The sequence below is a fragment of the Brevundimonas sp. AVps7 genome, from assembly GCF_058681545.1.
In genome coordinates this window covers 1267455-1289948 of the sequence record NZ_CM178742.1, presented here as the reverse complement: position 1 = coordinate 1289948, position 22494 = coordinate 1267455, and the positions used below count along the sequence as shown (strand labels likewise).

The 22494-nt window shown below is 66.6% G+C and carries 18 protein-coding genes and 2 tRNA genes; 4 read left to right on the top strand and 16 right to left on the bottom strand.

The features are described 5' to 3' along the window. Window positions 1-34: 34 nt before the first annotated feature. Window positions 35-838, top strand: coding sequence for a hypothetical protein (locus tag ACW17Y_RS06215; protein WP_492037897.1), 804 nt, complete (start codon window positions 35-37; stop codon window positions 836-838). 103 nt (window positions 839-941) lie between these two features. Here ACW17Y_RS06215 and ACW17Y_RS06210 read toward each other — a convergent pair whose 3' ends face one another. The 3 genes from ACW17Y_RS06210 to rpoB form a co-directional block, all read right to left on the bottom strand. After that, window positions 942-1106 carry a hypothetical protein gene (locus ACW17Y_RS06210; protein WP_492037896.1) on the bottom strand — a complete coding sequence of 55 codons (165 nt, stop codon included), beginning with the start codon at window positions 1104-1106 and terminating at the stop codon, window positions 942-944. Between the two features lie 141 nt (window positions 1107-1247). After that, entirely contained in the window at window positions 1248-5441 is a 4194-nt protein-coding gene (gene rpoC / locus ACW17Y_RS06205) for a DNA-directed RNA polymerase subunit beta' (protein WP_492037895.1), read from the bottom strand. Window positions 5442-5542: 101 nt separating this feature from the next. After that, the gene (gene rpoB / locus ACW17Y_RS06200) at window positions 5543-9658 is read right to left on the bottom strand and encodes a DNA-directed RNA polymerase subunit beta (RefSeq protein ID WP_492037894.1); all 4116 of its coding nucleotides are present in this window, start codon (window positions 9656-9658) and stop codon (window positions 5543-5545) included. Window positions 9659-9987: 329 nt separating this feature from the next. Here rpoB and ACW17Y_RS06195 point away from each other — a divergent pair, with 329 nt between their 5' ends. From ACW17Y_RS06195 to ACW17Y_RS06185, 3 genes are all read left to right on the top strand, one after another. After that, on the top strand, window positions 9988-10494 hold the full coding sequence (locus ACW17Y_RS06195) for an FKBP-type peptidyl-prolyl cis-trans isomerase (protein ID WP_492037893.1): 507 nt from the start codon (window positions 9988-9990) through the stop codon (window positions 10492-10494). A gap of 229 nt (window positions 10495-10723) precedes the next feature. Next, on the top strand, window positions 10724-12646 hold the full coding sequence (locus ACW17Y_RS06190) for a M61 family metallopeptidase (RefSeq protein WP_492037892.1): 1923 nt from the start codon (window positions 10724-10726) through the stop codon (window positions 12644-12646). 97 nt (window positions 12647-12743) lie between these two features. Beyond that, window positions 12744-14510, top strand: a complete 1767-nt coding sequence (locus ACW17Y_RS06185; RefSeq protein WP_492037891.1) for a patatin-like phospholipase family protein — start codon at window positions 12744-12746, stop codon at window positions 14508-14510. Between the two features lie 34 nt (window positions 14511-14544). Here ACW17Y_RS06185 and ACW17Y_RS06180 read toward each other — a convergent pair. From ACW17Y_RS06180 to murA, 13 genes are all read right to left on the bottom strand, one after another. Further along, window positions 14545-14621: transfer RNA gene (locus tag ACW17Y_RS06180), tRNA-His, on the bottom strand. A 186-nt stretch (window positions 14622-14807) separates the two neighbouring features. Continuing rightward, window positions 14808-15527, bottom strand: a complete 720-nt coding sequence (locus ACW17Y_RS06175) for a TonB family protein (RefSeq protein WP_492037890.1) — start codon at window positions 15525-15527, stop codon at window positions 14808-14810. A gap of 2 nt (window positions 15528-15529) precedes the next feature. Continuing rightward, the gene (locus tag ACW17Y_RS06170; RefSeq protein WP_492037889.1) at window positions 15530-15979 is read right to left on the bottom strand and encodes a biopolymer transporter ExbD; all 450 of its coding nucleotides are present in this window, start codon (window positions 15977-15979) and stop codon (window positions 15530-15532) included. A gap of 5 nt (window positions 15980-15984) precedes the next feature. Beyond that, on the bottom strand, window positions 15985-16884 hold the full coding sequence (gene exbB / locus ACW17Y_RS06165; protein ID WP_492037888.1) for a tonB-system energizer ExbB: 900 nt from the start codon (window positions 16882-16884) through the stop codon (window positions 15985-15987). A gap of 518 nt (window positions 16885-17402) precedes the next feature. Further along, window positions 17403-17478 (bottom strand) — tRNA-Phe (locus ACW17Y_RS06160). 62 nt (window positions 17479-17540) lie between these two features. After that, complete coding sequence (locus ACW17Y_RS06155; protein WP_492037887.1) at window positions 17541-17708, bottom strand: DNA gyrase inhibitor YacG; 168 nt, start codon at window positions 17706-17708, stop codon at window positions 17541-17543. A gap of 4 nt (window positions 17709-17712) precedes the next feature. Then, window positions 17713-18744 carry a ribonuclease E/G gene (locus ACW17Y_RS06150; protein WP_492037886.1) on the bottom strand — a complete coding sequence of 344 codons (1032 nt, stop codon included), beginning with the start codon at window positions 18742-18744 and terminating at the stop codon, window positions 17713-17715. Continuing rightward, window positions 18741-19316: a Maf family protein gene (locus ACW17Y_RS06145; RefSeq protein WP_492037885.1), complete on the bottom strand. Its 576-nt coding sequence runs from the start codon at window positions 19314-19316 to the stop codon at window positions 18741-18743. Before ACW17Y_RS06145 ends, ACW17Y_RS06150 begins: the two co-directional genes overlap by 4 nt. A 10-nt stretch (window positions 19317-19326) precedes the next feature. Then, window positions 19327-19545, bottom strand: coding sequence for a translation initiation factor IF-1 (gene infA / locus ACW17Y_RS06140; protein WP_008261544.1), 219 nt, complete (start codon window positions 19543-19545; stop codon window positions 19327-19329). 176 nt (window positions 19546-19721) lie between these two features. Beyond that, window positions 19722-20087, bottom strand: a complete 366-nt coding sequence (locus ACW17Y_RS06135; protein WP_492037884.1) for an endonuclease domain-containing protein — start codon at window positions 20085-20087, stop codon at window positions 19722-19724. A gap of 76 nt (window positions 20088-20163) precedes the next feature. Continuing rightward, a complete protein-coding gene (locus ACW17Y_RS06130) occupies window positions 20164-20628 on the bottom strand; it encodes a UPF0262 family protein (RefSeq protein WP_492037883.1) in 465 nt (154 codons plus the stop codon). After that, a complete protein-coding gene (locus ACW17Y_RS06125) occupies window positions 20625-21122 on the bottom strand; it encodes a DUF2948 family protein (RefSeq protein ID WP_492037882.1) in 498 nt (165 codons plus the stop codon). The genes ACW17Y_RS06130 and ACW17Y_RS06125 overlap by 4 nt, the downstream gene beginning before the upstream one ends. After that, entirely contained in the window at window positions 21112-22416 is a 1305-nt protein-coding gene (gene murA, locus ACW17Y_RS06120; RefSeq protein ID WP_492037881.1) for a UDP-N-acetylglucosamine 1-carboxyvinyltransferase, read from the bottom strand. The genes ACW17Y_RS06125 and murA overlap by 11 nt, the downstream gene beginning before the upstream one ends. Between the last annotated feature and the right edge of the window lie 78 nt (window positions 22417-22494).

Genomic DNA, 22494 nt, shown 5'->3' with positions numbered 1-22494 from the left:
CCCGTCAGCGTGGCCGGACCGACGGGGAGGATCTGTGTCGAACGCCGGCCTGAGTATCGCATCCTGGCGCTCGCCCGCTGCCCGCCGATCGTCGTCGCGCCGTGCGGCGATCCTGGCGGGCTCGATCCTGTTTCACGCGGCGGTCCTGACGCCGCTGGCCATCGGCCTGTTCGCGGGCGATCGCCCGGTCTTCACCGAAGACCCCGGCTTTCCGATCTTCGTGGAGATGGAGCCCCGTCCCCTGCTTGCGGGCGAGACCGTGCGCGAGCCGACCCTGGCCAGCGTCGCCGCCCGCGAAACGGTCCCCCTCGCCGGCGAGGCCGTCCCATCCGTCACCCGCGACCGCACGCGCGAGGACGAGGAGGAGGACCGCCCCAGCGTCCCGACAGCCCGGATCGGTTCCAGCCCTCTGGTCGGTCCTCCGCCCGCCTCCGCCGATCCCTGGCAGGTGAACCCTGAGAGCACGGCCGCCGCTGTCGGCCGATCAATGCGCACGGGCGCCGGCGGGTGCCGGATGATGGATGGCCGCCTGTCCGCCTCGGAACAGCAGCTCTGCGACGAGCGCTTCAATGCGGCCGCCAGCCGCGCCGGCCCGCTCGGCCCGCGCACCCTGACGCCTTCCGAACAGCGCCGCGACGCCCAGTTCGCCCGCGACGGCGCCGCCGCCCTGGCCCAGTACGAGGCTCGACGCCGGCCTCTGTCGGGTGGTCCCGGCATCACCCTGGCCAGCCCGGACTGCCCGGGCGGCAACCTGCGCGGCTCCTGCGCCGGCGCTCACCTGCGTCCCGGCTTCGAAATGACCGACGAGCGGCTGCGCAACAACCGCAAGATGGAGTAGCGCTCAAACAGCGAGACGCCGCGCGGCGATCGGTAGCGGACAACGAAAAGTCGCGCTCAGGCAGCGAGGCTCCGCGAGCCGGGCGTTAGCGCGCTACAGCCCTTCAAGCCGCCCAGCCGTGGTCCGGGCAGAAGGCGTCGTGAGCGGCCGCGCCCAGATCGATCATCCCGTTCATGGCCATGAGGTAGCAGGCCGCCGCCATACAGAGCGCGGCGATGGTCCAGGTGATCCGGTCGGCACGGCCCGGCGTGTTGTCGCTCTTCGTCATTGTCCGCTCCCTCTACACGGCAAAGCTGTGCGTCGGATCGTCCGACGTCAACCCACGGTCTCGTGACACGCCGCCGCGAGCAAAGAAAAAGGCGGCTCCGTCACCGGAGCCGCCTCTTCAGTCTTCAGTTGGTGAAAGCGATCACTCGCTCTCGGCCAGCTCCAGTTGCAGATCGGCCGGCAGGGGCTCGACGGCGGCTTCCCGCGTCGAGGTCAGCAGGGCGTCGCGCTCGTTGGCGATCTTCTGCAGGCTGCGCAGATAGGCGCCCGTACCGGCCGGGATCAGTCGGCCGACGATGACGTTTTCCTTCAGGCCTTCCAGCATGTCCTTCTTGCCGTGGACCGACGCGTCGGTGAGGACGCGCGTGGTTTCCTGGAAGGAGGCCGCCGAGATGAAGCTGCGGGTCTGCAGCGACGCCTTGGTGATGCCGAGCAGGACGGGCTGGGTGGTGGCGATCCGGCCACCACGCTTCTCGACCTTCTCGTTCTCGATCACGGCTTCGGCCACTTCGACCGTGTCGCCACGGATCAGGGTGGTTTCGCCCGAGTCGAGGATCTCGACCTTCTGCAGCATCTGGCGAACGATCACCTCGATGTGCTTGTCGTTGATCGGCACGCCCTGCAGTCGATAGACCTCCTGCACTTCGTTCACGAGATACTCGGCCAGCGCCTCGACGCCCTGGATGCGCAGCAGGTCGTGCGGATCCGGGTTGCCGTCGATGATGTAGTCGCCCTTCTGGATCAGATCCCCGTCGTGGACGGAGATGTGTTTGCCCTTCGGGATCAGGAACTCGACCGGTTCGCCCTGGTTGCCATCGGCATCCGGTTCCGGCGTGATCTTGATGCGGCGCTTGTTCTTGTAGTCGCGACCGAATTCAACGCGACCGTCCATCTCGGCGATGACCGCGCAGTCCTTGGGACGACGGGCTTCGAACAGCTCGGCCACCCGCGGCAGACCGCCGGTGATGTCGCGGGTCTTGGCGCCCTCGGTGGGGATACGGGCCAGGATCTCGCCGGGCTTCACCTCGTCGCCGTTGGCGACCGACAGGATGGCGCCTACGGGCAGCAGGTAACGGGCGTCGGAGCCCGAGGCCAGCTTGGCGTAGGTGTCAGCCGTGGTGATGCCCATGGCCGGACGCAGGTCCGAACCACGCGGCGAGGCGCGCCAGTCGATGACGACGCGCTGGGCGATGCCCGTCGCCTCGTCGGTTTCCTCGCGGAACGACAGGCCCTCGGTCAGGTCCTCGAAGCGGACGATGCCGCCCACTTCGGTGATGATCGGGGTGGTGTAGGGGTCCCACTCCGCCAGACGCTGGTTCTTCTTGGTCTCGTCGCCTTCCTTGACGCGCAGACGGCCGCCGTACGGGATCTTGTACGACTCGCGGTCCTTGCCATCGACCATGACGGTGACGACGACGTTGCGGCTCATCGACACCAGGTCGCCGTGGGCGCCGGTGACGGTGGGGCCGACGATCTTGACCGTACCGGCGTTGGTCGCCTCGTAGAACGAGGTTTCCGCCACCTGGGCCGTGCCGCCGATGTGGAAGGTCCGCATCGTCAGCTGGGTGCCCGGCTCGCCGATCGACTGGGCGGCGATAACGCCCACCGCTTCGCCAATGTTGACGTTGGTGCCGCGCGCCAGGTCACGGCCGTAGCACATGCCGCAGATGCCGGCTTCGGCTTCACAGGTCAGGGCCGAACGGACCTTGACCGACTGCACGCCCTCGCGGTCGATGACCTCGACCACATCCTCCACCAGATAGGTGTCGGCGGGGAACAGCACGTTATCGGTGCCCGGCTCCTTGATGTCCTCGGCGTTGTAGCGGCCCAGGACGCGTTGACCCAGCGAGACCAGGACGTCGCCGCCCTCGACCACGGCGCGCAGGGTGATACCCCGCGTGGAACCGCAGTCTTCCTCGGTGACGATCGAGTCCTGCGCCACGTCCACCAGACGACGGGTCAGGTAACCCGAGTTGGCGGTCTTCAGCGCGGTGTCGGCCAGACCCTTACGGGCGCCGTGGGTGGAGTTGAAGTATTCGAGGACGGTCAGGCCTTCCTTGAAGTTCGAGACGATCGGGGTCTCGATGATCTCGCCGGACGGCTTGGCCATCAGGCCGCGCATCCCGCCGAGCTGCTTCATCTGGGCCTGCGAGCCACGGGCGCCGGAGTTGGCCATCATGTAGACCGAGTTGATCTCGGCGGTACGACCCGAGGCCAGGACGCGCGGTTGCGCGATCTCGCCCATCATCTCGTCGGCGACACGGTCCGTGGCCTTGGCCCAGGCGTCGACGACCTTGTTGTACTTCTCGCCCTTGGTGATCAGGCCGTCGGCGTACTGCTGCTCGTATTCCTCGACCAGGGTGCGCGTGGCGGCGACGATCTCGACCTTCTTGGCCGGGATCACGATGTCGTCCTTGCCGAAGGAGATGCCGGCCTTGGCCGCTTCCTTGAAGCCCAGGCCCATCATCTGGTCGGCGAAGATCACCGTCGCCTTCTGACCGCAGTGGCGATAGACCACGTCGATCAGGTTGCCGATTTCCTTCTTGGTGAGGTTCTTCTCCAGCAGGCGGTAGCCGACCTGCGGGTTCTTCGGCAGCAGGGCGCCCAGCTTCATCCGGCCCGGCGTCGTGTCGATCACCTTGGTGATCTCCTCGCCGGCGGCGTTCTGTTCGGTCCAGCGCGCCTTGATGCGGGTGTGCAGGGTCACCACGCCGGCGTCGAGCGCGGCGTCGATCTCGCCCATGTTGGCGAACAGCTTGCCTTCGCCCGGCTCACCGTCCTTGACCAGCGAGATGTAGTACAGGCCCAGGACGATGTCCTGCGACGGCACGATGATCGGCTTGCCGTTGGCGGGCGACAGGATGTTGTTCGTCGACATCATCAGGACGCGCGCTTCGAGTTGCGCCTCCAGCGACAGCGGCACGTGGACAGCCATCTGGTCGCCGTCGAAGTCGGCGTTGAAGGCGGCGCAGACCAGCGGGTGCAGCTGGATGGCCTTGCCCTCGATCAGCTTCGGCTCGAACGCCTGGATGCCCAGACGGTGAAGCGTCGGCGCGCGGTTCAGCATGACCGGGTGTTCGCGGATCACCTCTTCGAGGATGTCCCACACCTGGGGCTGTTCGCGCTCGACCATGCGTTTGGACTGTTTGACGGTGCCCGACAGGCCCTTGGCGTCAAGGCGCGCATAGATGAACGGCTTGAACAGCTCGAGCGCCATCTTCTTGGGCAGGCCGCACTCGTGCAGCTTCAGATCCGGTCCCACGACGATGACCGAACGACCCGAGTAGTCGACGCGCTTGCCCAGAAGGTTCTGACGGAAGCGGCCCTGCTTGCCCTTCAGCATGTCGGCCAGCGACTTCAGCGGACGCTTGTTGGCGCCCGTGATGACGCGACCACGACGGCCGTTGTCGAACAGGGCGTCGACGGATTCCTGCAGCATCCGCTTTTCGTTGCGGATGATGATGTCCGGCGCGCGCAGCTCGATCAGGCGCTTCAGGCGGTTGTTGCGGTTGATGACCCGGCGATACAGGTCGTTCAGGTCGGACGTGGCGAAGCGGCCGCCGTCCAGCGGCACCAGCGGGCGCAGTTCCGGCGGGATGACCGGCACGACCGTCAGGATCATCCACTCGGGCTTGTTGCCGCTTTCGAGGAAGGCCTCGATCAGCTTCAGGCGCTTGGAGGCCTTCTTGGCCTTCATTTCCGAGGGGCTGTCGGCCAGTTCGCCGCGGTGGCGCTCGGCCTCCGAGTGCAGGTCGATGCCCATCAGCAGGTTGCGCACGGCCTCGGCGCCGATCTCGGCGGTGAAGCCGTCATCGCCGAACTCGTCCTGGTAGCGATAGAACTCGTCTTCCGTCAGCAGCTGGTTCTGCTTCAGCGGGGTCAGGCCCGGCTCGGTGACGATGTAGTTTTCGAAGTAGAGCACGCGCTCCACGTCCTTCAGCGCCATGTCCAGCATCAGCGAGATGCGCGACGGCAGCGACTTCAGGAACCAGATGTGAGCGACCGGCGAGGCCAGTTCGATGTGGCCCATCCGCTCGCGCCGAACGCGGGCCAAGGTGACCTCAACGCCGCACTTCTCGCAGATAATGCCCTTGTACTTCATGCGCTTGTACTTGCCGCACAGGCATTCGTAGTCCTTGGTCGGGCCAAAGATACGGGCGCAGAACAGGCCGTCACGCTCGGGCTTGAACGTGCGGTAGTTGATGGTCTCGGGCTTCTTGATCTCGCCGAACGACCACGAGCGGATCTTTTCGGGCGAGGCCAGGGCGATCTTGATCTGGTCGAAGGTCGGAGTGACCGGGACCGCGTTGAAGATGTTCAGGACTTCCTGGTTCATCTTGTTTTCCTTCTGCGGCGGGGGCCGCGAAAATATCGAAAAGTGGAGAGAGCGGTGGGACCGTCCCTCCCCGCATCAGCGAGGAGGGATCATTCGGTCGGTCAGCTGTTCTCCAGCTCCACGTTCAGACCCAGCGAACGCATTTCCTTGATGAGAACGTTGAAGCTCTCGGGAATGCCGGCCTCGAAGCTGTCGTCGCCGCGGACGATGGCCTCGTAGACCTTGGTCCGGCCGGCCACGTCGTCGGACTTCACCGTCAGCATCTCCTGCAGGGTGTAGGCGGCGCCGTAGGCTTCCAGAGCCCAGACCTCCATCTCCCCGAAGCGCTGGCCGCCGAACTGCGCCTTGCCGCCCAGCGGTTGCTGGGTAACGAGCGAGTACGGCCCGATCGAACGGGCGTGGATCTTGTCGTCGACCAGGTGGTGCAGCTTCAGCATGTAGATGTAGCCGACCGTGACCGGACGCTTGAACTGCTCGCCGGTCTGACCGTCATAGACGATCGACTGACCGGAGCGCTCCAGGCCTGCCTTCTCCAGCAGGTCCTCGATGTCCGAGATGTGCGCGCCGTCGAACACCGGGGTGGCGAATGGAACGCCCTTGGACAGGTTCTGCGCCAGCTCGACCAGCTCGTGCTCGTCCTGCGGCAGAGGGGTGTCCTCGCCGTAGATGCCGGTCAGGTGATCGATCAGCGCCTGCTTCTGGCCGCCGCCCTGCCAGGCTTCCAGCAGACCCTGGATCTGCTTGCCCAGGCCCGCCGACGCCCACCCCAGGTGGGTTTCGAAGATCTGGCCGATGTTCATGCGCGACGGCACGCCCAGCGGGTTCAGAACGACGTCGACCGAGGTCCCGTCTTCCAGGTGCGGCATGTCCTCGATCGGCAGGATCTTGGAAATGACGCCCTTGTTTCCGTGACGGCCGGCCATCTTGTCGCCGGGCTGAAGCTTGCGCTTCACGGCCACGAAGACCTTGACCATCTTCATCACGCCCGGAGGCAGTTCGTCGCCGCGTTGCAGCTTCTCGACCTTGTCCTCGAAGCGACGGTCCAGCGCCTTGCGCTGGTCCTCGAAGGCCTTCTTCATGGCCTCCAGCTCGCCCATCGCCTTCTCGTCGTCGAGGGCGATCTGCCACCACAGGCCGCGCGACAGCTCGCCCAGCTTGGCTTCGGTGACTTCACCGCGACCCAGGCCCTTCGGACCCGAGACGGCGTTCTTGCCCAGAACCAGCGGACGCAGGCGGCCGTAGACGTTGCGTTCCAGGATCGCGAGTTCGTCGTCGCGGTCCTTGCCCAGGCGTTCGATCTCGTCGCGCTCGATCGACATGGCGCGCTCGTCCTTGTCGACGCCGTGACGGTTGAACACGCGCACGTCGACGATCGTGCCGGCCACGCCGGGCGGCAGACGCAGGGAGGTGTCACGGACGTCCGAAGCCTTCTCGCCGAAGATGGCGCGCAGCAGCTTCTCTTCCGGCGTCATCGGGCTTTCGCCCTTCGGCGTCACCTTGCCGACCAGGATGTCGCCCGGCTGGACCTCGGCGCCGATGGCCACGATGCCGGCCTCGTCGAGGTTGCGCAGGGCTTCCTCGCCGACGTTCGGGATGTCGCGGGTGATTTCTTCCGGCCCGAGCTTCGTATCGCGGGCCATCACTTCGAATTCTTCGAGGTGGATCGAGGTGAAGACGTCGTCGCGCACGATGCGCTCGGAGATCAGGATCGAGTCCTCGAAGTTGTAGCCGTTCCACGGCATGAAGGCGACGAGGGCGTTGCGGCCCAGGGCCAGTTCGCCCAGGTCCGTCGACGGGCCATCGGCGATCACGTCGCCGACCTTCACTTCATCGCCCACGCGCACGATCGGGCGCTGGTTGATGCAGGTCGACTGGTTGGAACGCTGGAACTTCGACAGGCGGTAGATGTCGACGCCGGAACGGCCGGCGTCCTGCTCGTTCGTGGCGCGAACCACGATGCGGGTGCCGTCGATCTGCTCGACCACGCCGTCGCGGCGAGCCACGACCACGGCGCCCGAGTCACGGGCGACCACAGCTTCCATGCCCGTGCCGACCAGCGGCGCGTCGGACTGGACCAGAGGCACGGCTTGACGCTGCATGTTCGCGCCCATCAGTGCGCGGTTGGCGTCGTCGTTTTCCAGGAACGGGATCAGGGCGGCGGCGACCGAAACGACCTGTTTCGGCGACACGTCCATCATGTCGACGTCGGCCTTGATCAGCAGCTGGGATTCGCCGTTGATCCGGCCGGGGACCAGGTCATCGACGATCTCGCCGTTGTTCAGCTGAATGTTGGCCTGGGCGATCGTGTACTTCGATTCCTCCATGGCCGAGATGTAGACCACCTCGTTCTGGGCCTTGCCGTCCTTCACGCGACGGTACGGGCTCTCGATGAAGCCGTACTTGTTCACGCGGGCGTGGGTGGCCAGCGAGTTGATCAGGCCGATGTTCGGGCCTTCCGGCGTTTCGATCGGGCAGATGCGGCCGTAGTGGGTCGGGTGAACGTCGCGGACCTCGAAGCCGGCGCGCTCCCGCGTCAGACCGCCCGGGCCAAGCGCCGAAAGGCGACGCTTGTGGGTGATCTCGGACAGCGGGTTCGTCTGGTCCATGAACTGCGACAGCTGCGACGAGCCGAAGAATTCACGCACCGAGGCGGCGGCCGGCTTGGCGTTGATCAGGTCGTGCGGCATCACCGTGTCGATATCGACCGACGACATCCGCTCCTTGATCGCGCGCTCCATGCGCAGCAGGCCGACGCGGTACTGGTTTTCAAGCAGTTCGCCGACCGAACGAACCCGGCGGTTGCCCAGGTTGTCGATGTCGTCGATCTCGCCGCGGCCGTCCTTCAGGCCGACGAGGATCTGCAGGACCTTCAGCACGTCGTCCTTCTGCAGGACGCGGATTTCGTCGGACACTTCCGGCGTTTCCAGACGCATGTTCATCTTGACCCGGCCCACGGCCGACAGGTCGTAGCGCTCGCTGTCGAAGAACAGCGAGTTGAACATGGCTTCGGCGGCTTCCGGGGTCGGCGGCTCGCCCGGACGCATCACGCGATAGACGTCGAACAGGGCGTCCTCGCGGCCGGTGTTCTTGTCGACGCGCAGGGTGTTGCGCATGTAGGCGCCGACCGTGACGTGGTCGATGTCCAGCACGTCGATGGTGGTGAAGCCCTTGCCTTCCAGCAGTTCGATCGTCGGCGCGTCCAGCTCGTCGCCGGCCTCGGCGTAGATCTCGCCGGTCTCGAAGTTGACGGCGTCGGCGGCCAGGTAGCGGGTCACCAGGGCGTCGGCCGCCAGCGACAGCGACTTGGTGGTGTCGCCCAGCTTCTTGGCGGCGCGGGCCGAGATCTTCTGGCCGGCCGAGGCGACGACCTCACCGGTGTCGGCGTCGACCAGGTCGAACTCGGGCTTCACGCCCTTCCAGCGGTCGGCCTTGTAGGGCGTGACCCAGCCTTCGCCGCGCTTCTCGTATGGAACGGTCTCGTAGAAGGTGCGCAGGATCTCCTCGCCGTCCATGCCCAGGGCATAGAGGAAGGTGGTCGCCGGCAGTTTGCGGCGACGGTCGATACGCACGAACACCACGTCCTTGGCGTCGAACTCGAAGTCGAGCCACGACCCGCGGTACGGGATCACGCGGGCGGCGAACAGCAGCTTGCCCGAGGAGTGGGTCTTGCCCTTGTCGTGGTCGAAGAAGACGCCCGGCGAGCGGTGCATCTGCGAAACGATCACCCGCTCGGTGCCGTTGACGATGAAGGTCCCCTTGTCCGTCATCAGGGGGATGTCCCCCATGTAGACGTCCTGTTCCTTGATGTCCTTGACCGAGCGCGCGCCGGTCTCTTCGTCTGCTTCAAAGACGATCAGGCGCAGCTTGACCTTCAGCGGCGCGGCATAGGTCATGTCGCGCTGGATGCATTCCTCGACGTCGTACTTCGGGTCCTCGAACTCGTAGGACACGTACTCCAGTACGGCGCGTTCGTTGAAGTCCTTGATCGGGAAGACCGACTTGAAGACCGCCTCGATGCCCTGTTCCTTGCGGACGCCCGGACGGACCTCGCGCTGAAGGAACTGCTCGTAGGAGGCGCGTTGAACCTCGATCAGGTTCGGCATCGCCACCGCTTCGGGAATACGCCCGAAGGATTTGCGGATGCGCTTCTTGCCGGTGAAGGTTGTGGCCGATGCGATCTGACCGTTGATGGTGAGACCGTTCAGGACGTCAGTCATTCTGTTTTCCCATTCGCGGATCCGGGGGGAGACCACGCGCAAAATGCAGTAGCCACGGCGATGCGAGCGGGCATGCCGTGACAATCGGTTTCGGCCTCCACCCTCGATCCCTGCAGGATCAGGAGGCCTGAAATCTGAGAAGCTCCCTGGGTAAGGAGCCACGCCTTCGCTCGGTCGGAGGGCGACGGACCGGGCCTCGGCGCTTTCGCGCAGACTCATGTGAGCTGTTGCGGAACGCGGACATATACTCGCTTTCCCGACGAAATAAAGGCCGCGACGCCGATTTTCGCCAGCTTCGCAAGAGCTTTTTCGGCTGCTAGCGTCCGGGCATGAAAATCATCCCCATCTTCGTTGCCGCAACCGCCCTCGCCGCCTGCGCCACGGCCCCTGACCCGGTCGTCGTCTCCGGCGTCGACCCGCGTGTCCACTCCACACCTGAGGAATACACCGCCGGCCAGGCCGCTTACCTCGCCTGGAACGGCGCCCGCCGCGGCTGGACCACCACGGCCTCGGGTCTCCAGTACCGTCGCGAAGGCGCCGCCCACCCCGAGGGGCGCCAGCCGACCGAGACCGACACGGTCCGCGTCCACTACGAGGGGACCTTCATCGACGGGCGCAAGTTCGATAGCTCCTACGACCGGGGCGAGCCCGCCGAGTTCCCGCTGAACCGCGTCATCAAGGGCTGGACCGAGGGCGTCGCCCTGATGCGCGTCGGCGAGACCTTCTATTTCGCCATCCCCGCCTCGCTCGGCTACGGCGAGCGCTGGGTCGGCGGCGACGAACTCCCGCCCAACTCCACCCTGCTGTTCAAGGTCGAACTGCTCGAAGTGAAGTAGGAACCCTTCTCCCCTTGCGGGAGAAGGTGCCCCGGAGGGGCGGATGAGGGGTAAGTTTCCACCCCTCGAGTCTCGCCGTTGAGAGCCGGCCTGATGACGCATACCCCTCATCCGTCAGCCTTCGGCTGCCACCTTCTCCCGCAAAGGGAGAAGGGAAACACTCACGCTTGACGAAATGTCGCACCCGGCGCTCATGTGCGCGCCTGTTCATCTCCGGGTTCCCAGCACCATGAAGCGTCTCGCCGTCTCCGCCTGTCTCGCGGCCCTCCTGCTCGTCTCGACCGCCCCGGCCTTCGCCCAGACCCCGCCAACGCCGCAGCCGATCCCGGCCGTCGTCGACCGCGCCTGGCCCGGCGTGGTGCGCCTCGACGTCGACGCCACCGATCTGAACCGCCGCATCTACCGCGTCCGCGAGACCATCCCGGTCGAGGCCGCCGGTCCGATGACCCTGTTCTTCCCGGAATGGCTGCCCGGCAACCACGGCCCGGTCGGACCGATCACCCAGCTGGCCGGCCTGACCTTCACGGCGAACGGCCAGCGTGTGGAGTGGGTCCGCGACGCCCTCAGCCCCTACGCCTTCCATGTCGTCGTCCCGGCCGGCGCCACCGAACTGGTCGCCGAATTCCAGCACCTGTCGCCGACGACCGGGGATCAGGGCCGGATCACGATGACGGCCGAGATGCTGAACATCCAGTGGGAGAAGATGCTGCTCTATCCCGCCGGTCGCTTCCACCGGAATGTGACCATGCAGGCCAGCGTCACCCTGCCCGACGGCTGGAAATACGGCACGGCGCTGCGCCCCGACAGCACGTCGGGCGACACCACCACCTTCCAGCCCGTTCCGCTCGACGTCCTCGTCGACAGCCCGATGTTCGCCGGCGAACATTATCGCCAGATCGATCTCGATCCGGGCGGCCGTTCGCCCGTCCTCCTCAACATCGTCGCCGACGAAGCCTCCAACATCGCCCCGACCGACGACCAGATCGGCATCCTGCGCACCCTCGTCGTTCAGGCCGACCGCCTTTTCGGCACGCGCCAGTACGACCACTATGATTTCCTGCTCGCCATGACCGGACGACTGGGCGGCATCGGCCTGGAGCATCACCGCAGTTCGGAGAACAGCGTCGATCCGGGCTTCTTCACCGACTGGGAGTCGAAACTCGGCGACCGCGACCTGCTGGCCCACGAATACACCCATTCCTGGGACGGCAAGTATCGCCGCCCGGCCGGTCAGGACGTCGCCAACTTCAACCTGCCCATGCAGAACGAACTGCTGTGGGTTTACGAAGGCCAGACCCAGTTCTGGGGCAAGGTCCTGGCTGCACGGTCGGGCCTGCACAGCCGCCAGAACGCGCTCGACGCCCTGGCGATGGACGCCGCCACCTATGACAATACCGTCGGCCGCGAATGGCGGGCGATGCAGGATACGGTCAACGACCCGATCATCTCCCAGCGCCGCCCGATCGGCTGGCGGTCCTGGCAGCGCAGCGAGGACTACTATGTCGAGGGCCAGCTGATCTGGCTCGACGCCGACGCCCTGATCCGCGAGGGCACCAATGGCCGCAAGTCGCTCGACGACTTCGCCCGCGCCTTCTTCGGCGTCGAGGACGGCGTCTACGACGCGAACCCCTACACCTTCGAGACCGTGGTCGAGACGCTGAACGGCGTCATGGAGCACGACTGGGCGACGTTCCTGCGCACCCGCCTGGACGGCCACGGCCCGGGCGCCCCGCTGGATGGTCTGGCGCGCGGCGGCTACCGCCTCGTCTACACCGACACCATGAGCGACTATCAGAAGACGCTGTGGGGCGAGTACGGCCGCAACGACTTCATCTATTCGCTGGGCTTCATGACCGGCACGGACAACACGATCTCGAGCGTCATGTGGAATGGCCTCGCCTTCCAGCAGGGGCTGGCGATCGGCATGCAGGTCATCGCGGTCAACGGCGAGGCCGTCACCGCGGCAAACCTCGCCGCCGCCGTCACCGCCGCCAAGGGCACGGACGAAAAGATCGAGCTCATCGTCCTCGACGGCACGCGTTACCGGACGGTGACCTTCGACTATCACGACGGTCTGAAATACCCCCACCTGGAGCGGATCGGAGGCACGCCGGACCGGCTGGGCGACCTGTTCACGGCAAGGCGGCGCTAGCCACATCCCTCTCCCCTTGCCCCTCACCCCAAACCGCCGCTAATCCAGGTCGCCGGCCGGGCATTGACCGGCCGCCAGCCCCGGCGATGACATCCGCATGAGCCCTTCCCGCCACGACAGTCTCGAAGCGGCGCTGGCGCGGGTCTTCGAGGATCAGAACACCAGGGCCAGCTGGTTCGCCCTGACCGGCGGAGAGCTGCTGTTCTCGGCCGGGGATGAGCCCGACAGCCTCTATCTGGTCCGCTCCGGCCGTCTCGGCGTCTTCCGCCAGGAGGACGATCAGCCGCCCCAGTTCCTCGGCGTCATCAAGCCTGGCGAGCCCGTCGGCGAAATGGCGCTGATCGCCGGCAGGCCGCATTCCGCCAGCGTCGTGGCCCTGCGCGATTCCGAGATCCTGGCCCTGCCCCGCGAGGTCTTCTTCGAGGCCGTCCGCACCCAGCCCGACGTCATGATCGAGCTGTCGCGGCTGATGCTGCACCGGGCCCGTGAACGCGCGCCGGGCGTCACCGAACCCAGCGTGTTCGGCTTCATCTCCGTGCGCGGCCGCCCCATCCGCCCCTTCGTCGACCGCGTCGCCGCCGCCGTCGAGGCTCAAGGCAAGACCTGTCAGGTCATCGATCATTCGGCCCTGTCCTCGGTCTCGGAATGGTTCTCGCGCATGGAGGACACCCACGACTTCGTCCTCTATGTCGCCGAGCTGGACGAGCCCTCCTGGGCCAACCTGTGCGCACGCCAGGTCGACCGGCTGTTCCTCATCGGCGACGCCCTGACCGCGCCGCCGTCCAACATTCCCATCCGCACCGCCCATGGGCTTCAGCAGTTCACCGACCTGATCCTGTTGCGCGACCCGCGCATGCGCCGCCCGGCCAACACCTCCGTCTGGCTGGACGCGATCAATCCCGGCCGCTGGTTCCACGCCATCGAGGGCGACGTGGGGGACGCGGCCCGCATCGCCCGCATCGTCACGGGCACGGCCATCGGTCTGGTCCTGTCCGGCGGCGGCGCCCGCGCCTACGCCCACATCGGCGCGGTGCGCGCCCTGCACGAAGCCGGGGTGCGGTTCGACTTCCTCGGCGGCTCCTCCATGGGCGCGGTCATCGCCGCCGGCCCGGCCCTCGGCTGGACCGACGAGGAGCTCGACGCCCGCATCCGCACAGCCTTCGTCCGCTCGGATCCCCTGTCGGACCTGGCCTTCCCGATCATCGCCATGACCCGCGCCGGCAAGGTCGCGCGGCTGCTTCAGGACGCCTATGGCGAGATCGACATCGCCGACATGCCCCTGCCCTTCTTCGCCGTCTCGTCGAACCTGACCAGCGGCCGGATCGAGGTGCACCGCCGGGGCCTGCTGCGCCGGGCCATGCGCGCCTCCATCTCCATTCCCGGGGTCATGCCGCCGGTCGTGATCGACGGCCAGGTGCTGGTGGATGGCGCCGTCATCAAGAACTTCCCCACTGACGTCATGCGCCAGCTGAACGCGGGTCCCATCGTCGGGGTCGACATGTCCCAGATGCGCGGGGTCGATCCCGCCACCCTGGCCAATCCGCCGTCATGGTGGCGCTGGATCGTCTCGGGGGCCTGGAAGAAGGGACCGCCGATCGTCTCGGTGCTCATGCGCTCGGCCACCATCACCACGGATGCCGACATGGAGAGTTCACGCGCCGAGGCCGACCTGCTGATCCTGCCCGTGCCCGAAGGCTCCGACATCCGAGACTGGAAGGTCTACGACCCGGTGGTCGCGGCCGGCCATGCGGCGGCGGCGGCGGCTCTGTCGAAACTGGAAGGACCGATCGAAACCCTGCGCCAGCGTCCCGACGTCACGGCCTCACCGCTGGATCAGGACGAGGCCGAACCGGCCGTGGCCTGAGCACCGGCCTGAAGACCCTGGCGATGTGGGAGGATGGTACCGCCTCTCAGGCTTGAACTGAGGACCTCCGGTTCCACAAACCGGCGCTCTAACCAACTGAGCTAAGGCGGCGCAGCGGCCCTCCCCATTTCGTCCGATCGAAGATCAGACCGGGGGGAAGGGCGACGCGAGGCGCGTTGTTAGCGGCGCCGGAAGCCGCGATCAAGACCGCTGTGGCTCTTGAGAACATCCCGACAAAGAAAAACGCCCCGAGGTTTCCCTCGGGGCGCATTCCCTGGTCCGTTTCCGGGCCATGTTTTAGTCCGGCAGGTTGAACCTGACGGTGAAGCGAACCGTACCCCCGGTGGCCACGCCGTCGACCGAACGGGGCGACAGGCGGGCGTTGCGGGCCGCAGCCAGGGCGGCGCGACCGAAGCCGGCGCCCGACGGCGTTTCCGAGACGATCGAGCATCCGGAGACACTGCCGTTCGGGTTGACGGTGCAGCTCAGATCGGCGCTGCCGGACAGACCACGCTCAAGCGCGCGATCCGGGTAGGTCGGGCGAGGCTGCGAAGCCCAGCTCGGGTTCGTGATCACTGGCGGCCGAACCGGAGCCGGCGGAGCCGGCGGCGGCGGAGGTCCGGGGACGATCACGGGCGGACCCGTGTATTCGACCCGGTCTTCCTTCTTCGTCGGCTCGATCGGAAGCGTGATCGGCGGCGGAGGAGCCAGGGTGTTGATCACCGGCGGACGGACCTGCAGCTTGGGCGGCGGCGGGGTGTCCGGCGGAGGCGGAGGCGGCGGAGGCGGCGGGGGCGGCGGGATCGGTTCGACGATCTCGACGTCCACGGCGTCGTCCGAATACTCCTGGATGCGAAGCTCGAACTTGGTCTTCTGGAGGTAGAAGATCATGATCGCGAAGAGAACGGTGACCGTTCCCAGGGCGATCAGCCAAATCCCGGGGGAGACCCCCATGAACCCCTTCTTGCGAGGGGGGTCATAGCGACTGCGATGATACTCAACGGGAGCGTCTGTCATCCTTAGTCTCCCGTCGACGTGGGCGAGTTGTCTTCGCCGACCAGGGCGACGCTATAGAAGCCGTTGTCCTGCAAGGCGTTCATGACCTGCATGAAGTCGCCATAGCGGGTCTGCTGGTCGCCGCGGATGAAGATACGCTCCTCTTCCGGATTACGCGTCCGGATCAGGCGCCGCAGATCGTCCCCGAGCTGTTCAGGGCTGCTGCGTCCGTCGCCGATGAAGACGTCGCCATCGTTCTGGATGGAGATGAACACCGGCTTGGGCGGGTTCTCCTGGGGCGGGGCCACGGCGGTGGGCAGTTTCACCTCAATCGACACGGTGGCGAGCGGCGCCGCCACCATGAAGATGATGAGGAGAACAAGCATGATATCAACGAAAGGCGTGACGTTGATGTCGCTGTTCTGCTCGACGTGATACCTGCCGCCGCCGCCGCCGGAAAGCTTGGCGGCCATCCGTCTTACGCTCCCTTGTCGAGTTGACGCGAGATGGCGTTGATCAGTTCAGCGTTGAAGCCGTCCGAACGGGTGCCATATGCCGAGATGCGGGTGTTGAAGTAGTTGTAGAAGATAACCGCCGGGATAGCGGCGAACAGGCCGATACCGGTGGCGAGCAGGGCTTCAGCGATACCCGGGGCGACGACGGCCAGGTTGGTCGTGTTCGACTGGGCGATACCGATGAAGGAGTTCATGATGCCGTAAACGGTGCCGAACAGACCCACGAACGGGCCGGTCGAACCGGTCGAGGCCAGGAACTGCTGACCACCCGAAAGGCGGGCGGCGAGACCGGCTTGCACGGCCGAGACGGCTTGCTGAGCGCGCAGCAGGGCCGAGTCGCTGTGGTCGCCGTGAACGTTCAGGCCAGCCTGGCGGGACAGTTCGATTTCTTCGGTCGCCGCGGCGGCCATGTCGGCCAGCGGGTTGCCGTCGAACTCGTCGGCGGTGGCGACACGACGCATGTCAGCGATCGTGCGGGCGCCGCGGAAGGCTTCCAGGAACTGGTCGGTCTTGCGGTTCAGGCCGCCGAACTCGAGCAGTTTGATGAGCAGCAGGGTCCAGGAGAAGATCGAGGCCAGCAGCAGGCCGATCATCACGATCTTAACGACGATGCCTGCTTCCAGGAACATCGAGATCGGGGTGATGTCGCCACCGTGGCCGCCGGAAACGGCGTCGCCGACCGATTCCGGATCGGCTTCAGCGGCGGGAGCGGCCGGAGCCGGGGTGGCTGCGGCCGGAGCGGCGGTCGCGGCTGCCGGAGCAGCGGTCGCGTCAGGGGCTGCCGGGGCTTGCGCCAGAGCCGGCGAGCCCGCCATCAGGACGGCGGCGCCGGCCAGGGCGAGAAGGGTGTTGGTCTTAATCATGTGTCGCCAGTTCCTGCTTTTTTGGTCTGACTCGTGGAACCCAGGAACGGAGCGCGTCAGGGACGCTCCGCCCTCTATGAAAAACGGTTGTGTCCCGCCGGCCGGCCGAGCTGGCCAACGGCGGAACGCCTTCTGTCGCATCCGGTTGCCCGAGGGCGCCCATCGGCGTGGTCGAAGCCTTGGAGCACGAGGCCCAGCAGGCGTTCGGCCGCTCACGCAAAGAAAGCGGTCAAGCTCCTTTGGCGAACCGATAACAGAGCGTCAAGGCTTCAGAGGTGCTTTTCGCCCCCTGAGCGAGCGGGCCGGTCAAATCCCGCAATGTCTTACCACTGCTGCATTTCGGCGTTAGGTTAATCGACCCCGACGATGCCAAACGGGCATTGCAGGCTTACGTTTGGGAATGGGGCCCCGCAGGCGTGGTTTTCACCGCCCCGGCAACCCTTGGCGCGCCACGATATCGCCCCGTGCGGCCGTGAGGCCCCCGGGTCGTGCGACGATTTTCCTGAAGAAAAAGGGAGTGGTGCCTGGAGGCGGGTTCGAACCACCGACACATGGATTTTCAATCCATTGCTCTACCAGCTGAGCTATCCAGGCGCCCGCGCGAAAACGCGAGAGGCGGGTCTATAGGCGAGCCGAAACGGGGTGTCCAGCCGGTATCAGTCCTCGTTTTCAGGATCGGCGTCAGGGACCAGCTCGTCCGTGTCGGGCAGGACATAGGACCCCACCAGCCAGCGCTGCAGATCCACGTCTGCGCACCGCTTCGAACAGAAGGGCCTGTAGGCCTCGACGGTCGGATTCTTTCGGCAGATCGGACAGGTCGCCATTCGTTCAGCCCTCCTCGACGGTGAAACGCCCGGGCGCGACCGACGGGTCCGCCTTCACCGCCGCACGCGGTCCCAGCCGGGCGACCAGCGGCGCGGCGGCCTCGGCCTCTTCAGGCGCGCATCTTGCCGTGAACCGGGGCGCGGCCGTGTCCGACAGCATGGTGTGCCTCAGGGACCGTGCGATATCGATCGCCCGCGTCGCCAGCGACCGCCGCCGCCCGGACTCCAGCAGGATCTCTTCCACCGGCCGCGTCCGCCATGGCAGGGCCAGTTGCAGCAGGCCGAACCGGCTCAGCGGCCCCAGGGTCGCGTCGTCGCCGGCAAAGGCCGCCTTCGCCATCTCCGTGACCTGCGCCGGATCCAGCGTCGTCCCGACCAGATCGACGGCCACCAGCCCGCCCCAGCCGCTCAGCCGGATCATGCGCGCGGCCTGTATCAGACCCTGCCGATTGGCCTGCGCCCTGCCCTTGCGCGCATCGCGTCCGGGCAGATGCGCATAGTCTATGTCCACTGCGATAAGCGCCCGCGTCCGCTGCACCGCGAGGTCCAGCGCCCACTCCGCGAACAAGTCGCCCGGATTGAGCGCCTCTTCCTCGGCGTCCCAGCTCGTCTGAATCGCCTGAACGCCGGTGATCGGCGCGACGCCGGGGGCGAAGTGTCGCAGCCGCTCGATGACGTCCGGCCCCGGCGCGATCAGGCGAGGCTTGCCCTCCCCCGCTCCGAGTCGTTTCAGCGCCGGACCCTTGGCCTCGCGCCGTTCGGCCGTGACCTCGACCTCGACGATCTCGCCCGCCCGCAGGCTCTCGCCCTTGCCGAGCGGCAGGAAGCCCGCCGGACCGTCACAACCCAGATCAATGAAAGCGGCGCGAAAGGCCCCGTCGGCCTCGATCACCCGTCCCACGCTGCGCGCGCCCAGCCGGTGCTGGGGCGGATCGTCTTCTCTCTGGATGAGAAGCCTTTCGAAGCGGCCGTCCCGCGCCACGATTCCCCTGACCTCGCCAGGTGTGTCGTCCAGGAAGACCTCGACCTCGCTCATTTACGCCAGCCGGCGCCCGCCAGCAGGTTGACCGTCTCGGGCAGAGGCAGCCCCATCACCGCCGGATGGCTGCCGATGATCTTGAGCACGAAGGCCGCAGCCGGTCCCTGAATGCCGTAGCCCCCGGCCTTGCCCTTCCAGTCGCCGCCGGCGACATAGTCGACGATCTCGGCGTCCGACAGCCGCTTGATGGCCACGCGGGTGTCCACCACGCGATGCCGCACGGTCTCTCCCGTCGCCACGGCCACCCCGGTGAAGACCCGGTGATTCCGTCCTGAAAGCAGGCGCAGGAATTTCTCGGCCTCCGCCGCATCGGCGGGCTTCTCCAGCAGCCGACGCCCGACCGCCACCACCGTATCGGCAGCGAGCACGACGGCGTGCGGCGCGCGCGCAGCGACGGCCTGCGCCTTGGTCCGCGCCAGCCGCACGGCCAGCCGCGAAGGTGTCTCATCCCTCAGCGGCGTCTCGTCGATGTCGGCGGGATCGATACGATCGGGGCTGATCCCGATCAGCGCCAGCAGTTCGATGCGGCGCGGGCTGGCCGAGGCCAGCACCAATTCAGGACGGGCCACCGCCCTGCCCTTACTTGAAGCGATAGGTGATGCGGCCCTTGGTCAGGTCATAGGGCGTCATCTCGACCAGAACCTTGTCCCCGGCCAGCACGCGGATGCGGTTCTTGCGCATCTTGCCGGCGGTGTGGGCGATGATCTCGTGGTCGTTCTCGAGCGTCACGCGGAACGTGGCGTTCGGCAGCAGTTCGCTGACCGTACCGGGAAACTCGAGCAGTTCTTCCTTAGCCATGCGGCCTCTCGCGCCCTTGAATACGAATCAAGGCCCGCGCCGGACGAAAGCGCGAGCCGTAAGAAGTCGGCGCTAATGCACCAAAGTGGGCTCGAAGTCGAGTTCTCCTCCCCGTGCGCAGCATGGGGAGGTGGCGCGGCGCCTCTTTGCGCCGTGACGGAGGGGGCGACGCGATATCAAAGAGAGGGGTTTATCCGCGCTTCCGCCTCTCGCCGAACATACGCCAGAACCCCATCCAGTTCGTCGCGGACATCCAGAGCCCGAACCCTGATGACCCGAATGCCTTTACCGCCCAGCCAGTGGGTGCGCCTCGAATCGTGCGCGATCTGGTGCGGATGGTCATGCGTCGCGCCATCCACCTCGACCGCCAGCTTTGCAGCGGCGCAGTAGAAATCGAGAATATACGGCCCGATCGGGTGCTGTTTTCGAAAACCCAGCCCGCCGAGTTGATCACCCTTCAAGCAGCGCCACAGCCGCGCCTCGGGCGGCGTAAGCGCCCGTCTGAAAGCGCGAGCGCGTTGATAGCTGATCCCGTCCGCCACCGGGTCGCCCCCTCCGTCACGGCGCTGAAGAAGCGCCGCGCCACCTCCCCATCGCTTCGCGACAGGGAGGAGAAAACTAGCCCCGCCGGTACAACGCGCACACCAGCGTAAACAGCCGCCGGGCCGTCTCGTGGTCGATCTGGACCTTGCCGTCCAGCCGCGCCTTCAGCAGCTCTGCGCCTTCGTTGTGCAGGCCACGCCGGCCCATATCAACGGCCTCGATCTGGCTGGCCGACGACCCGCGCAGCGCCTCGTAGTAGCTGTCGCAGATCATCAGATAGTCCTTCAACACGCTCTTCAGCGGCGTCAGGCTCAGGGCGTAGGTTCGCGTGTAGTCCACACCTGTGATGTCGAAGACCAGCCGGTTGTCCTGCAGCGACAGCTTGAGCCCATAAGGTCCACCCTCCGACCCTTCCGGCTCGAAGACGTTCTTCTCGATCAGGTCGAAGATGGCGACCCGGCGCTCATGCTCGATCTCCGCCGTCGCCGACGGCAGGGTCGCCTCGTCCAGATCGACGGAGGCCAGCCGGTGATCGCTCACGGCTCGATCCCGCCCGACGGCGCGTCCAGATGGGTCGGGGCGACGCGCGCAGCCCAGCGGTCCGACAGGTCCGCCACCACAGCGTCCAGGCATTCGACGTCGACCCTCAGGTCCCCGCCGCCCGCGAACATCAGAATGGCCCGCCCGCCCGGCGCCTCACCCTCGAAGAAATGGATGGCCAGCAGTTCCAGCGGCGCGTCCGGCAACCTCGGCAGTCCCCGGCTCTTGACCGAGATCACGTCGCCGAACTGCATGGCGGCGCGGACGCGGGTCCCGCCGCATTCCCAGCAGAACCGGCTCAGCTCGATGGTGAGGCGCCGTCCGCCCTTCTCCCAGACGATGTCCGCTGGTCTCAGGATCGCGTCCTGCAGCGCCGCCGAGATGATGGCCAGGTCCTCGCCGTCCTCGGCCAGCAGCCGCAGGGGCTCGTTGGTGCCGCCGCTTGCCGCGCGCACCGCCTCCTGCTCCTCGCGCTCCAGCGCCTCAGTGGTCATCACCCGGTCCTTCGACAGGCGGGCCTTTGACCCGCCGGATATCCGCCCCGCATGCGCCGAGCTTCTCTTCCAGACGCTCGAACCCGCGATCCAGATGATAGACGCGACCGATGCTGGTTTCACCCTCGGCGACCAGACCTGCGATCACGAGACTGACAGAGGCCCGCAGGTCCGTCGCCATGACCGGCGCGCCCTTCAGCTTCTCGACGCCCGTGACATGGGCCTCGCCCGCGTGGACCGAGATCTCGGCCCCCAGCCGCGCCAGTTCCGGCGCGTGCATGAAGCGGTTCTCGAAGATGTTCTCGTGGATGACGCTGACGCCGTCGGCCGTGGTCATCAGCGTCATGAACTGGGCCTGCAGGTCGGTCGGGAATCCCGGATAGACCTCGGTCGCCACGTTGACGGCCTTCAGCCGTTGCGACGGATCACGCTTGACGATCACCCCGTCTTCGGTCGGAACGATCTCCACGCCCGCCTCGACCATCCGGTCGGTCAGGGAGGTGATCAGCCCGGCCCGGCTGTTGGTCAGACGCACCTCGCCCCCCGCCATGGCGGCGGCGCAGGCATAGGAGCCCATCTCGATCCGGTCAGGGATCACCGACCACTCCCCGCCATTCAGCGAGGTCACGCCTTCGATGACCAGGGTATCCGTATCGATACCCTCGATCTTCGCACCCATCATCACGAGGCAACGCGCCAGGTCGCCGATTTCCGGCTCCCGGGCGGCCCGCTTCAGCACCGTCGTCCCCCGCGCCAGGGTCGCGGCCATCAATGTGTGTTCCGTCGCCCCCACCGAGACGAACGGAAACTCGATCTCGGCCCCGATCAGCCCCCTGGGCGCGGTGGCGGACACATAGCCCTCCTCCAGCTCGATCAGGGCCCCCAGACGCGTCAGGGCGTCGATATGCAGGTCGACCGGCCGCGCCCCGATGGTGCAACCGCCCGGCAGCGACACCTTGGCGTGCCCCGTCCGCGCAAGCAGCGGCCCCAGAACGTTGAAGCTGGCCCGCATCTGGCGAACCAGATCATAGGGGGCGAAGGTCGACGAGATTTCGCGGGCGTCGAACAGGGTCTCCTGCCCGTCGTGCCCGTCGCGCTCCTCCACGGCGATGCCGAACTGTTGCAGCAGCCGGCCGAGGAATTTCGTGTCCGCCAGCCGCGGCATGTTGGTCAGCAGAAGCTTCTGGTCGGTCAGGATCGACGCCGCCATCAGCTTGATGGCCGAGTTCTTCGCCCCGCTGACCGGAATCGATCCGTGAAGCGGGCCGTTGCCGTGAACCGTGATGCTGTCCATGTCGTCCTTGAAGCCGCAAGGATCGACTGTCCCGGCGAGCCGGCTATCTAGCGCGGTCGTCCCGTGTCGCGAAAGGGC